This is a genomic window from Cyanobium sp. NIVA-CYA 375 (assembly GCF_056108345.1).
The window spans coordinates 21,252-33,090 of the sequence record NZ_JBSYHW010000029.1 but is presented as its reverse complement, the minus strand read 5'-3'; the positions used below and the strand labels follow the sequence as shown (position 1 = coordinate 33,090).

Below are 11,839 nucleotides of genomic sequence, written 5' to 3'. Positions count from 1 at the left end.
AGCTCGCCACCGGCCTGGCTGAGGGCCAGGAGCACCCTGGTGGGCTGGTCGATAGCTGTAGTGTGAGGCCATTTCTCTTCTGGTTGCGTCAGGGCCAACGCAGTACCCCTGGGGAGAGCCTGGGCCGCTCTAAAGCACTCCGGTGATCCACTCTTGCGAGTTCTGGGGGGAGAGTCGAGGATAGGTGGGAGACCTTTTGGAATCATGGCGGAGGGTGTCTACCGGTATTCCGCGTTTGGGCTGCTCTGGCGCTCCAAAGCCTTGCTGATCCCAGAGCTGCCCACCGCGGCACTGCCCACCGGCGCCGAGCTGGAGGACGAGATTGCCATCACTTCGGAAGACCCCCTCACCTGGCCCGAACTACCACCAGGCCCCCACGACACCGCCTTTCTGCAGATGGCCCGCGGGGATCTGCGGCTCACGGTGGAGGGCATCGGCTGCTTTCGGATCACGGATGGTGTGCGCATCGCCTGGCACCGGCAGCACAGCGGCGTGAGTGACCAAGACATTTGCACGTTTCTGCTGGGGTCGGCGGTGGGGGCCCTGCTGATTCAGCGCGGCATCCTGGTGTTGCATGGGAGTGCGATGGAAAAAGACGGCCAGGCGATCGTGTGCCTGGGTCATTCCGGGGCCGGTAAATCAACCTTGGCCTACGCCCTGCTGCAGCAGGGTTGGCGGCTTCTGGCCGACGATCTGGTGTCGGTGAACCCCGACGGGTTGGTGCTGCCGGGCATCCCCCGGATCAAGTTGTGGCATGACGCCGCCAAAGCGTTTGGGCTGGATCCCGCTGCTCTGTCGCCGATCCGGCAGGGGATGCACAAATATTTGCTGATGGGGGAGGCTCTGCAGCGGGCGCCGCAGGCGGCCGCGCTGCAGGCGGTGTATGTGATCCACCAGCGGAGCCATGGGGAGCCGGAGCGGAAGGGGGCAACCATTCGGAGGATCCAGCGGCAGCAGGCGGCCACGCTGCGCCTGCGCAACCAGGCGTTCCGCCCCCGCTTTGTGCGCGGGCTGGGGCAGGAGGGGGCCAATTTCATGGCCCTGGCCAGGCTGCAGCAGCGGGTGCCCCTGGCCACCCTGCCCCTGCCGGCGGGGATCGGGGCGATGCAGAGCTGGCTGGCGGATCAGGATCTGCTCATGGCCGCAGCCCAGGCGGAAACGGGCGAAGAGGAATCGGCCCTGGAGCCGGCAGCCCCATGAGCGAGCCCGAGCCCTACTGGTATCTGGCCAGCTACCCCAAATCCGGCAACACCTGGTGCCGGGTGTTCATCACCGAGCTGCGGCGGCTGGCGGGGCTGGATCAGGCGAAGGCCACGGCGGCGGCGGAGACCGAGGAGCGTGAGCTGCGGCTCAATTGGGATCTGGCCACGGGCTCCATCGTGAGCAGCCGCCACTGGCTCGATGACCAGCTCGGGATCGACAGCAGCGATCTGTGCTGGAGCGAGCTCGACAAAGTGCGAGGGCGAGTGGGGCACCAACGGGCGCTGTATGCCGAATGCCTGCGTTACCACAAGGTGCACGATGCCTTCACCAGCCCGGATTCCGGTGGCCGGCCGGTGGTGCCCACCGAGGGCTGCCGGGGGGCGGTGGTGGTGATCCGCCATCCGGCGGATGTGGCTGTGTCGCTGAGCCATTTCTTCTCCTGGGATCTGGAGCGTTGTGGGGCGTTTTTGTTGAACGAGGAGGCAGGGCTGTGCCGCTCGAGCAAACGGGGCGGCCAGCAGGTGCGCCAGTTCATGGGCAGCTGGGCCAACCATGTGCGGAGCTGGGTGGACCAACAGCAGATCCCGGCGCTGCTCCTGCGTTACGAAGACTTGCTGGTCAAACCGGAGCAGCAATTCAGCCGGCTGGCCACCTTTCTTGACCTGCCTGCTGAGGAGCTCCTGATCCGGGAGGCTGTGGCCAATACCCGCTTTGACAAGCTCCGCTCCAAGGAAGACGATGAGGGTGGATTTCACGAGCGCCCGGAGGGCTGTGAGCGATTTTTCAGGTCTGGCCGCAGCGGCGAAGGCCAGGAGCAGCTCACAAAAGAGCTACTGAAGCAACTCGAGGAGGCCTTTGCGGCCCCTCTGCATCGCTTTGGCTACGCAGTGCCGGCAGCGGTGCACACCCCCTCAACACACCTCAACTCCCCTCTGCGGTGCTCTCAAGGTGCTGCTGCTGGGGGTTGATGGGGGGTCTGGGAGGCGTTTCTGCATGGGAGAGTGGCTTATGGATTTGGGTGTTCTTCCCGCTCTCGGGAATGTTTTGGGCTGTCAAGGCGGGGCGTTGTGGGGTCTTGTGGGCGGTTGCTGAAGAGTGCGGCAGGTCTCGGGCAGGTGCGTCTAGTATTCGAAAAATCGGTCTAGGAGCTCAGCCGACCCATGAGCGATCGCAACTACTTGATGCCCGCTCAAGAAAAGTTAGAATGGGTTACGCCAAAAATTTCCCTGATGGATGCGGGGGATACGGAAGGGAAAAGAATCGAAGTTAAAGAAGAAAACGGTCGTACAAAGGATCATAAACCTGCATCATTTAACAATCTAGCTTACTTGCAAATTGTATATGGTCCCTCTTATCCACTTTGCCGCAAACCTTGCAACATAATCCCAATATAGAAAATAGCTCTAAAATACCCTTTGTGTTGGTGTGAGGCATTAATTGCCTCACACCGTAGCCGTAGGCTTCTGCGCAGCAGTAGTAGCGCAATAGCAGAAAAGACGACAAGGAGATCAAAGGGAATCGCGTGCTTGAAGGTTGGGATGGAAACCTAGATCGATTGCAGCAGAGTGATTTGGATGTACGCTGAGTTCAAAAGAATAGCTTCAATCCCTATTTCTATAAGAACGATATCTCTATTGATTTGGAACATGGATTTATTCGAGACCGGCTTCCAGTTTCTGTGAAGTGTTGTCTTATTCGCTCACCAGTGCTGATCTGGTCCTAGTGAGCCTAGGCATTGATGCCGAAGGTCTGCTCTGGTGGCGCCTTAGCCAGCGTCAAACATCCGTTTGCCGTCGGCCCGTTTCTGGTTGTGGCGCCGCGCTTCCCTGCGCGTGAATTCACTCACCGTTGGGTTGGCCACCACCGGATCCACGTGGGCCACCTGCTCCCACAGCTCCCGTGGCGCCCAGCGCACCGTGTGCTCCACCCGGTCGTGCTTGGTTACATGGCACCAGCGGTTGCCACCACAAGCCGGGCAGAACAGCTCTTCCAGCCATTCGTTGGATAGCACCAGCACCGGATAGGCCTGGATCACCAATTTAGCTCTCTTATCCGCCATGCCGCGGGCCTTGAGCTGCTCGCTGGTGAGCAGGTGCAGGAAATACTTCCTGCCATTGCCCTCAATGCGCTGCTCCGGATGCGCTGGGCAGCAAAGCTCGCGCCGCTGTGGTCGCCGCGACCGGCGAGGGGACCTTTCGACCATGCCGGAGCCAGAGGCTACTTATCCAAACGTAGCGCTATTGCGGCAAGTTGCTTCCCATCGCAGCGGCTCCAGGCGTTGCGATCCGCCGCTGTACTGCCAACGCCTAGGGCCACCAGAGCTTTTTCGGCCTGCTGCTGGCGGGCCGTGCTGCGTTGCCGCTTGGCCTCCTGCTCACCCTGCCAGTAGCGGCGCTCGGCGCGATCGCTGCTGCGCCAGGTGGCCAGCGCCTGCTCATAGCGCTCCTGCTCCAGCTCCTGGTCTTCTCGGGTGAAGCGTGCCAGCAGCTCCGGATCTGGTGCCGCGGGTCTCCGTAGGGGGGAGTAGGCCTGTTGCTTGAGATTGGCTAGCTCGCTGCTGCTGCGCTGCAGCTCCTGCAAATGACGCTGCACCGTTGGCTGCTGGCCGCGGCAGCGGCTCACCAGGGCATCTAGCTGCCGTTCGGCGACAGCGGCCTGCTCGCGCTTTTGCCGCTCCTCGCCATTGCAGCCCAGCAGCGTTAGCGCCATCAAGGTGGCAAAAAAAAGACTTGCTGTGACGCGCCGTTGCTGCATTGGTGCCCTTAGGAGGACCTCCGTCCGCTGCATGGGTGCTCGAATACTCCCTTCAACCAACCGGATCGCGCTGCCCCTGTCAAGCCACTCAGCCAGTGCCCTTGTGCCCCAGCCGCCGGGCGCCCCGCAGCAGCTCGGCCTCGGTGGCTGCGTACACCGCCTCGGCCTCGGCGGCGCTGCGGCCGATGCAGGTCATGCCGAGCTTGCCGTATTCCGATAGGCAGCCCAGCAGGTGAAACACGCTGCCGCGCAACTTAGCTGGGTCGAAGTGCAGGCCCGCCTCCGCCACGATGTCGATCAGATCCACCGGCAGCAGCCCGCGCAGGTGCGGCGCCGTGAGGTTGTCGGTGGCCTTGTAGTGCAGGGCCGGGCCGCTGGGGGCGTGATACAGCCCGCTGGCTGGATCGAGGCTGCCGCTGGTGATGGCGCTTAGCGCCATGTAGGGGTGGGTGGTGCCCCCCTGGCGCAGGTTCACCTCGATCGCCTGCAGATCCCAGCGGTCGCCAAAACGCCGGGCAATGAAATCCACCGCGTAGCGCTCCAGGGCCCCCTGCGCCGCCAGCGCCTCGCCCACCGCCTGGCCGTGGCGCATCAGCTCGGCCCGGTAGGGCTCGGCCGCCGGGAAGCTGCAGCCCAGGTAGGTCTGGCCGCTGGCACCGCCCAGCACCTGCTCATGGCTCGAGAGCACCTCTACCTGACCCGCTGTGCCGGGATGAATCGTGCCCTGCACGCTGGGCGAGCTGAGCTCCTCTCCCCCCTCCAGCCAGGCCTCCACTAGTGCCCCCTGCACCGCCAGCTGCTCCTTCCAGCTGGCTGCTGGCATCGGCAGCTCCTCCAGGGCCTGCCGCAACCGCCGTCGCCGCTCAGCGCCACTGAGCCCGGCCAGCTGTAGCGGCGCCAGTGGCAGGGGTGCATTGCCCTCGCCGCTGAAGCCCTCATTGAGCTTCACCACGCACTGGCGCAGTTCGGGCTGGGTTTCCCAGAGCTCGGCGGTGGCTTCGCACAGGTCGTCGAGGTTGTGGGTGAGGGCCGAGCCGGGCGGGTGGGGCACGCCGCAGCGGGCGAACAGCTCGCGACTGCCGGCCTTGCTGCCCCAGTAGCCCAGGGCCGGATCGGTGCCCAGCAACGGCACCTGCAGCCGCTCCGAGAGCTGGCGTTCCAGGTCGCTCACCACAAAGCAGTTGATGAAGCTGCGCCCCGGCCGCAGCAGCTCGGCGATGCGCCCCAGCAGGGCCGGCCGCTCCAGCAGCTTGGCGGTGAGGGGCCGGTTGGAGGCGTCGTCGGTGTCGACCAGGTGCAGCCGCCGCCGCGCGTGGGAGGTGGGCACCCCCGGCAGCAGCTCCAGTACTGCATCCACCACCAGCTCCCCCAGGGGTTTGCTGGTGGCATACACCATGCGCACCCTCGGATCCCGTAGCCGGATCAAGGAAAAAAGCTGCCGCTCCTCGTAGTGATGCACGCCGGTCACCAGGTCCATCTGGCTCTGGTCCATCGACAGCGACGGCACCATCAAGATGTCCACATCTCCCCCCTGGGCTCCAGTGCTCTGGCCCCAGTGCGGCTGCAGCTGGGCCTGGAGCTCGCGGAAGCTGAGCAATGTCATGGGGGTGGGGCAGGATCGCGGTCCAGCCCCCATGCTGAAGGCACCAGCACCCCATCCCCATGGCCGCCCCTCTAGTCAGTCCTGCCGTGCGCGCTCTTGGATACCTGGCGGCGCTGCTCACCACCTTGAGCTTTTTCCCCCAGGCCATCAAGACCCTGCGCAGCGGCAACACCAGCGGCATCTCCCTGCGCATGTACGGCCTGTTCACCGCCGGCATCGCCCTGTGGGCTGTTTACGGGGTGTGCACCCGCGATGGACCGTTGATCGTGGCCAACCTGGTCACCCTGGTGCCCGCCGGGATTGTGCTGGAGCGCAAGCTGCGCTCCTTAGGCTCTTAGGCGCTGTAGCCCTTGCGGGCCGGGATCGGGTAGGCGATGCGGCGGTGGCGCATCCGCCGCCACACCCGCACGAAGGCCCCGATCAGTAGTTCCAGTTCGGCCCGACTGATGCCGCTATTGGCTAGCTGGTGGTCGTCTTGGCGGGCTTCGATGATGCGCCGCACCATCTGGCGAGCCTCGCTTTCGCTAGTGCCGGGCGGTAAGGAGCGCAGGGCCGCTTCGCAGCCGTCCGCCAGCATCAAGATCGCCGTCTCCCGACTGCGGGGCGCCGGCCCCCGATAGCGGAAGCTCTCCTCGGCCACGGACGGTTGCCGCTCCCGCGCCTGGTGCAAGAAGTAGCCCATCTTCAAAGTGCCCTGGTGCTCGGGGATGAAGTCGGCCAGGGGCCGCGGCAGCCGGTAGCGGCGGGCAAGCTTCAGCCCCTCATCCACGTGGGCTTGCAGGATGGCGGCGCTTGCAAAGGGATCATCAAGGGTGTCGTGAGGGTTGCTGCCCTCCCCCTGGTTCTCGATAAACCACTCGGGGCCATGCAGCTTGCCCACATCGTGATAGAGCGCCCCTGTGCGCACCAGGTCGATGTCGGCATGGATTGCCCGGGCCCCCTCCTCCGCCAAGCCGGTGATCATCAAGGTGTGCTCGAAGGTGCCCGGTGCTTCCACTGAGAGCCGGCGCAGCAAAGGCCGTTGCAGGTCGGCCAACTCCATCAGCCGTGCCCGTGTCACCAGCCCAAAGAAGGTTTCCACTAGCGGCGCCAGCAGGAGGCCCCCCATCAGCAGCCCGCCCAGCAGCACGGCCTCGCTCAGCAGGTCCACCTGGGCCACCACCCCAGGCCCCTGCAGTTGCCATTGCAGTAGTAGCCATTGCAGCAGCAGGCCCGCACCTGGCAGCAGCACCGCCAGTTGCAGCAGTTCGGCCCTGCTGCGCTGCCGTCCCGCCGCCAATGCCGCCATGCTTCCCACCGTCGCCGCAACCAACAGCCGCATCCCTGTGATGGCTGTGATCGGCATTGGCCACAGCAAGCTGGCTGCTGCTAGCCAGGCCAAACCACTAGGGGTGCCCAGGCCCTGGGCCAGCAGCAACGCCGGTGGCACCAGCAGTACCAGGGGACTCGCCAGCGGGCCCAGCCAAAGGGCAAAACCTTGCACCACCAGCAGGGCCCCCAGGGCCAGCAGGGCTTGCCGCGGCTCCAGGCAGGCTCGCCAGCGGCGCAGCACCAGCACTAGCACCCCCGCCATGGCCAGCGCTTCCAGGAAGTGACCGATCCAGGCAAGGGGCCGCGGTCGTCGGTTCACCAGGCCGAAGTAATCGAGCACGTCAAAGGCCTGGGGATTGATCGTGTCGCCCTGGCGGGTAATCAGGTCGCCCTGCTGCACAGTGATAGTGGGGATCCCCTGCTGGGTGATTAGCGCCTCGATGCGCCGCTGGCTCAGCACCGGATCATTGCGCAGGTTTGAGTAGCCCTGCAGGGAACTGGCCAAAAGCCGTGCCCCTAGCCCTCGCGGCAGTGGTGCCAGGGACTCGAGCTGCAGGGTGGCCGCCTGCAGCAACTGGCCTTCTGCCAACCCAGGCGCCAGACCCTGGCTGAGCATGCGCAGCTGGGCTTGGCGTACCTCTCGAGCCCAGGCCGTGATCTCGGCTCCACCTGCGCTCCGCAGCCAGTTGCGCTCCTCGGCGGTGATTGCCAAAGGTTCGATGCGCTGTTGGTCTGATTTGGCCTGCTGCTCTACCGCCTGCAGGCCCTGCTCCAACTTCTGGCGCAGCCGGCGGTTGGTTTGCTCGTCTACCACCTGCACCGTGCTGCGAGGTACCAACTGCTGGCGCCGTTCCTCGAGGGCGTTGCTGTCGACCACCTTGGCCGCCTGCGGCGCCCGGACCGTGAAGGGAGCTTCCATGCCGGGGCGCAGGTTGGGCTCCGTCAGCCAGGGCCAACTCGACACCAACGCCACCAGGGCGCAAATCAGCAAAATAAAAATCGTGTCGCTGCTGCGCCAAATCCCCGGCGATTGCCGCGGATACTCCAGCCGCAATAGCTGCCGCCACAGGGATCGCAGCTGCCTTAACACCATTTCAAAACGCTAGCGGGCCCTAGACCACCTGGGATTGCAAGCTGGGGAAGCGTGCTTGTTTTTCGCACCATGGCCACTCGTCTGGACGGCCGCCAGCTTGCCGGTGAGCTCGAACTCCGGTTGCAGGCGACGATTGCTGAGCGGCTGGCAGCAGTGGGTCGTCCGCCTGGTTTGGCGGTGTTGCGGGTGGGCGACGACCCCGCCAGCGGCGTTTATGTGACCAATAAGGAGAAGGCCTGTGCTCGGGTGGGCATAAACAGCCTGGGCGCTCACCTTGATGCTGGCGCCACTGCGGCCGAGGTGCTGGCGGCTGTGCAGCGGCTCAACGCCGATTCCTTCTGTGACGGCATTTTGCTGCAGCTGCCCCTGCCTGCCGGCCTCGACGAGGGGCCCCTGCTGCTGGCGATCGACCCGGAGAAGGATGCCGACGGGCTTCATACCCTCAACCTTGGCCGGCTGCTTAAGGGCGAGCCGGGGCCGCGCAGCTGTACGCCCGCTGGCGTGATGGCCCTGCTGGCTCGCTACGGCGTGGCCCTGTCAGGGAAACGGGCCGTGGTGGTGGGCCGCAGCATCCTGGTGGGCCAGCCCATGGCGCTGATGCTGCAGGCCGCCGACGCCACCGTCACGGTGGCCCATTCCCGCACCCCCGATCTGGCCGCCCTCACCCGCCAGGCCGACGTGCTGGTGGTGGCCGCCGGCCGGCCGCGCATGGTCGGCGCCGAGCACGTCAAGCCCGGAGCGGTGGTGGTGGATGTGGGCATTCACCGCACCGAGAGCGGCATCTGCGGCGATGTGCGCTTCGAGGAGGTGGAGCCGCTCGCCAGCGCCATCAGCCCCGTGCCCGGCGGCGTCGGCCCGATGACCGTCACCATGCTGCTGGTGAACACCGTGGTGGCTTGGTGCCGCCGCGCCGGGCTCGACCATGGCCTGGGCGATCTGGTGCCTTAATGGGAAGCTAGAGACCTCGGCCGCAACGTTCCGCGCTCTTGAGCACCCTGCGCCACCCCGCCTGAGAGAATCCCGTTAGCACGGAGGCCCCTGGCCGAAGCTCCATGACCGCGGCGGACTCCAGCCCCTTTGATTTCGCCGCCTATCTGGAGGCGACCCGCCTGCGGGTGGAGGCGTCCCTTGATGGCTCCCTGGGGCCGGAGCGGCCCGAATCCCTGCGCGAGGCCATGCGTTATTCGCTGCTGGCCGGTGGCAAGCGGTTGCGGCCAATCCTCTGCCTGGCGGCCTGTGAGCTGGCTGGCGGCGACAGCGAACTGGCCATGCCCACGGCGGTGGCCCTGGAGATGGTGCACACCATGTCGCTGATCCACGACGACCTGCCGGCGATGGACAACGACGACTTGCGCCGCGGCCGCCCCACCAATCACAAGGTGTATGGCGAAGCCAACGCCATCCTGGCCGGCGATGCCCTGCTCACCCGCGCCTTTGAAATGGTGGCGCTGCGCAGCCCGGGCGTGCCGCCCGAGCGGTTGCTGGCGGTGGTGGGCGAACTTTCCCTGGCCTCCGGTGCCCCCGGCCTGGTGGGCGGCCAGGTGGTGGATCTGGAGTGCGAGGCCAAATCCGTCGATCTCGACACCCTCGAATACATTCACCTGCACAAAACCGGCGCCCTGCTGCGGGCCTGCGTGCTCAGCGGCGCCCTGATCGCCGCAGCCTCCGCGGAGCTGCTGGCCGCCCTGCGCACTTACGCCCGCGGCATTGGTTTGGCCTTTCAGATCATCGACGACATCCTTGATGTGACCGCCAGCAGCGAGGTGCTCGGCAAAACCGCCGGCAAGGACCTCACCGCCGACAAAACCACCTACCCCAAGCTGCTGGGCTTAGAGGAATCGCGCCAGCGGGCAGATGCCCTAGTGACCGAGGCCAAGGCGGCCCTGGCTCCCTGGCACGCCAGTGCCGCGCCCCTGCTGGCCTTAGCCGACTACATCACGAGCCGCGACCGATGAGTAACCCCGTGCTGATTGGCGTCTTCGATAACGGCGTGCTCTGGTGGGGCCTGGCGGCCTGTGGCGTTGCCCAGCTCTCCAAGCTGGTGATTGAGCTGGTGGTGCATCGCCGCTGGAATCCCCGGGTGCTGGTGGAAACCGGCGGCATGCCCTCGAGTCACTCGGCTTTGCTCACCGGCACCACGGCTGCCCTGGGCTGGGTCCAGGGCTTTGAGGGGCCCCTGTTTGCCCTGGCGGCCGTGCTCTGTTTTGTGGTGCTCTACGACGCCTCCGGCGTGCGCCGCGCCGCTGGCCTCACCGCCGCCCGCGTTAATGAGATGGGACCCGCCGCGAAGCTCCTTAAGGAAAATCTTGGCCACACCCGCCTGGAGGTGTTGATTGGTGCCCTGATGGGGCCCCTGGTGGCCTTGCCCGGCCTGGTGTTGGCGGGTTCGCCGCTGCACCTGGCCCAGGGATTGGGCTGGTTCACTGCGGTTGGCTGATATCGGCGCACCATCCCCGCCCCTCACCGCCGACCAGCAGGTAGCTGCCGCGGCCTTTGCCGCTTGGCTCGCCGCTCCGGCGGATGGCACGCCCTTTGTGCTCAGCGGCTACGCCGGCACCGGCAAAACCTTCCTCTCGATGCGCTTTTTGGCCCAGGTGGAGGCCACCGGGCTCTGCTGGACCGTGGTGGCCCCCACCCATAAGGCCGTGGGTGTGCTGCGCTCCTACCTGGCTGGGGCTGGCCTTTCGCCCACCTGGTTTCCTTCCACCATTCACCGCCTGCTGCGCCTCAAGCTCAAGCGCCAGCGCGATATCGAGCGCTGCGAGGAAACCGAGCAAACCGCCGTCGCCCTCGAGCACCTGGGCCTGGTGCTGATCGATGAGGCCTCGATGGTGGACTCCACCCTGCTGGAGATCAGCTTGCGCTGCGCCCACCCTTTTCGTACCCGGCTGGTGTTTGTGGGCGATCCGGCCCAGTTGCCGCCGGTTGGTGAACCCGTGAGCCCGGTGTTCAGCCTGGGCCGGGCCAGCCGGGCCGAGTTGCGTCAGGTGGTGCGTCACCAGGGGCCGGTGCTGCGCCTGGCTTCGGGCTTGCGCCAGGGCGATCTGCCCTGCCGCAAGCCGCCGCCGCTGCCGCCGATCCGCACCGCCACGGGTCAGGTGGCCCTGCTGGAGCGCGGCGCCTGGCTGCAAGCCGCCCAGGCCGCCCTGCGCCGCAGCGCCGAAACCGACAACCCCGATCTAGCCCGCATCCTCTGCTACACCAACCGCTCCCTCGAGCAGCTGGTGCCGATTGCCCGCCGCGCCTTGCACGGCGAAATGGCCGACCAGCTGCCGGTGCTGCCCGGCGAGGTGCTGATCACCCGCGCCGCCGTGATGGCCCCCGCCTGCCGCGAGGGCGAGGACGCCGCTGAGGAGCCCGACATGCTGCTGGGCTCCAACCGGGAGCTGGTGGTGCGCGATGTCATCCCCGAACGCTGCGATCTGGCCGACTTCGGCGTGCCTGATGCGCCGGTGATCGATACCCTCACCGCCCGGGTGGAGGCCGGCGATAGCCAGCTGAGCTTGCGGCTACTGCCGCCCCTGGGCACGGCGGCCCGGATCGCCCTGGAGGCTGTGTTGGCCCGCCTACGCCAGCAGGCCAAGGACGCCGGTAAGCAGGACGGCAAGGGCCTGTGGCGCCGTTTTTTTCTGGTGCGAGACGCCTTTGCCTCCCTCGGTCCGGCCGCCGTTCTCACCGTGCATCGCAGCCAGGGCAGCACTTTTGCCGAGGTGTTTGTCGATGGCGATGTGTTTTGGCCCAGCGACACCGTGCTGCGCCGCCAGCTGGTGTATGTGGCCGTGAGCCGGGCCAGCCAGGCGGTGTCGGTGGTGGCGAGCCCAGGCCCCCTCGCCGAGCAGCAGCTTTGGAGCGACTGGCTGCAGGCCGATTCCTGA

12 protein-coding genes are annotated in these 11,839 nt (G+C 66.2%); 8 read left to right on the top strand and 4 right to left on the bottom strand.

Annotated elements, in window-relative coordinates; all coding sequences use genetic code 11:
• Positions 1-204: 204 nt before the first annotated feature.
• The 3 genes from AC01FP_RS09220 to AC01FP_RS09210 all read left to right on the top strand — a co-directional run bounded on the left by AC01FP_RS09220 (position 205) and on the right by AC01FP_RS09210 (position 2,597).
• A complete protein-coding gene (locus tag AC01FP_RS09220) occupies positions 205-1,200 on the top strand; it encodes a hypothetical protein (protein WP_474479754.1) in 996 nt (331 codons plus the stop codon).
• Positions 1,197-2,171, top strand: coding sequence for a sulfotransferase domain-containing protein (locus AC01FP_RS09215; RefSeq protein WP_474479752.1), 975 nt, complete (start codon positions 1,197-1,199; stop codon positions 2,169-2,171). The genes AC01FP_RS09220 and AC01FP_RS09215 overlap by 4 nt, the downstream gene beginning before the upstream one ends.
• A gap of 192 nt (positions 2,172-2,363) precedes the next feature.
• Positions 2,364-2,597 (top strand): hypothetical protein, encoded by a 234-nt coding sequence (locus tag AC01FP_RS09210; RefSeq protein ID WP_474479751.1) that lies wholly within the window; start codon positions 2,364-2,366, stop codon positions 2,595-2,597.
• 371 nt (positions 2,598-2,968) lie between these two features.
• Here the strand turns inward: AC01FP_RS09210 and AC01FP_RS09205 are convergent, their stop codons facing one another.
• From AC01FP_RS09205 to AC01FP_RS09195, 3 genes are all read right to left on the bottom strand, one after another.
• On the bottom strand, positions 2,969-3,406 hold the full coding sequence (locus AC01FP_RS09205; protein WP_474479750.1) for a hypothetical protein: 438 nt from the start codon (positions 3,404-3,406) through the stop codon (positions 2,969-2,971).
• A 14-nt stretch (positions 3,407-3,420) separates the two neighbouring features.
• Positions 3,421-3,912, bottom strand: coding sequence for a hypothetical protein (locus AC01FP_RS09200; protein WP_474479749.1), 492 nt, complete (start codon positions 3,910-3,912; stop codon positions 3,421-3,423).
• A gap of 133 nt (positions 3,913-4,045) precedes the next feature.
• Entirely contained in the window at positions 4,046-5,560 is a 1,515-nt protein-coding gene (locus AC01FP_RS09195; protein ID WP_474479748.1) for a peptide ligase PGM1-related protein, read from the bottom strand.
• A 59-nt stretch (positions 5,561-5,619) separates the two neighbouring features.
• Here AC01FP_RS09195 and AC01FP_RS09190 point away from each other — a divergent pair, with 59 nt between their 5' ends.
• A complete protein-coding gene (locus AC01FP_RS09190) occupies positions 5,620-5,898 on the top strand; it encodes a SemiSWEET family sugar transporter (RefSeq protein ID WP_474479746.1) in 279 nt (92 codons plus the stop codon).
• Here the strand turns inward: AC01FP_RS09190 and AC01FP_RS09185 are convergent.
• Positions 5,895-7,964, bottom strand: coding sequence for an HDIG domain-containing metalloprotein (locus AC01FP_RS09185; protein WP_474479744.1), 2,070 nt, complete (start codon positions 7,962-7,964; stop codon positions 5,895-5,897). The genes AC01FP_RS09190 and AC01FP_RS09185 overlap by 4 nt on opposite strands.
• Before the next feature lie 69 nt (positions 7,965-8,033).
• Between AC01FP_RS09185 and folD the strand changes: the two genes are divergently transcribed.
• The 4 genes from folD to AC01FP_RS09165 all read left to right on the top strand — a co-directional run bounded on the left by folD (position 8,034) and on the right by AC01FP_RS09165 (position 11,839).
• Complete coding sequence (gene folD / locus AC01FP_RS09180) at positions 8,034-8,912, top strand: bifunctional methylenetetrahydrofolate dehydrogenase/methenyltetrahydrofolate cyclohydrolase FolD (protein ID WP_474479742.1); 879 nt, start codon at positions 8,034-8,036, stop codon at positions 8,910-8,912.
• 104 nt (positions 8,913-9,016) lie between these two features.
• Positions 9,017-9,919, top strand: coding sequence for a geranylgeranyl diphosphate synthase CrtE (gene crtE / locus AC01FP_RS09175; RefSeq protein WP_474479741.1), 903 nt, complete (start codon positions 9,017-9,019; stop codon positions 9,917-9,919).
• Positions 9,916-10,401: a divergent PAP2 family protein gene (locus tag AC01FP_RS09170; protein WP_474479740.1), complete on the top strand. Its 486-nt coding sequence runs from the start codon at positions 9,916-9,918 to the stop codon at positions 10,399-10,401. The genes crtE and AC01FP_RS09170 overlap by 4 nt, the downstream gene beginning before the upstream one ends.
• Positions 10,394-11,839, top strand: a complete 1,446-nt coding sequence (locus AC01FP_RS09165; RefSeq protein WP_474479738.1) for an ATP-dependent DNA helicase — start codon at positions 10,394-10,396, stop codon at positions 11,837-11,839. The genes AC01FP_RS09170 and AC01FP_RS09165 overlap by 8 nt, the downstream gene beginning before the upstream one ends.

What these genes read in the sequence shown, in the direction of transcription:
- AC01FP_RS09215 (WP_474479752.1), top strand. Translation starts at nt 1,197, where the DNA reads ATGAGCGAGCCCGAGCCCTACTGGTATCTGGCCAGCTACCCCAAATCC.
- crtE (WP_474479741.1), top strand. Translation starts at nt 9,017, where the DNA reads ATGACCGCGGCGGACTCCAGCCCCTTTGATTTCGCCGCCTATCTGGAG.
- AC01FP_RS09200 (WP_474479749.1), bottom strand. Translation starts at nt 3,912, where the DNA reads ATGGCGCTAACGCTGCTGGGCTGCAATGGCGAGGAGCGGCAAAAGCGC.
- AC01FP_RS09195 (WP_474479748.1), bottom strand. Translation starts at nt 5,560, where the DNA reads ATGACATTGCTCAGCTTCCGCGAGCTCCAGGCCCAGCTGCAGCCGCAC.
- AC01FP_RS09205 (WP_474479750.1), bottom strand. Translation starts at nt 3,406, where the DNA reads ATGGTCGAAAGGTCCCCTCGCCGGTCGCGGCGACCACAGCGGCGCGAG.
- AC01FP_RS09210 (WP_474479751.1), top strand. Translation starts at nt 2,364, where the DNA reads ATGAGCGATCGCAACTACTTGATGCCCGCTCAAGAAAAGTTAGAATGG.
- AC01FP_RS09170 (WP_474479740.1), top strand. Translation starts at nt 9,916, where the DNA reads ATGAGTAACCCCGTGCTGATTGGCGTCTTCGATAACGGCGTGCTCTGG.
- folD (WP_474479742.1), top strand. Translation starts at nt 8,034, where the DNA reads ATGGCCACTCGTCTGGACGGCCGCCAGCTTGCCGGTGAGCTCGAACTC.
- AC01FP_RS09190 (WP_474479746.1), top strand. Translation starts at nt 5,620, where the DNA reads ATGGCCGCCCCTCTAGTCAGTCCTGCCGTGCGCGCTCTTGGATACCTG.
- AC01FP_RS09185 (WP_474479744.1), bottom strand. Translation starts at nt 7,964, where the DNA reads ATGGTGTTAAGGCAGCTGCGATCCCTGTGGCGGCAGCTATTGCGGCTG.
- AC01FP_RS09220 (WP_474479754.1), top strand. Translation starts at nt 205, where the DNA reads ATGGCGGAGGGTGTCTACCGGTATTCCGCGTTTGGGCTGCTCTGGCGC.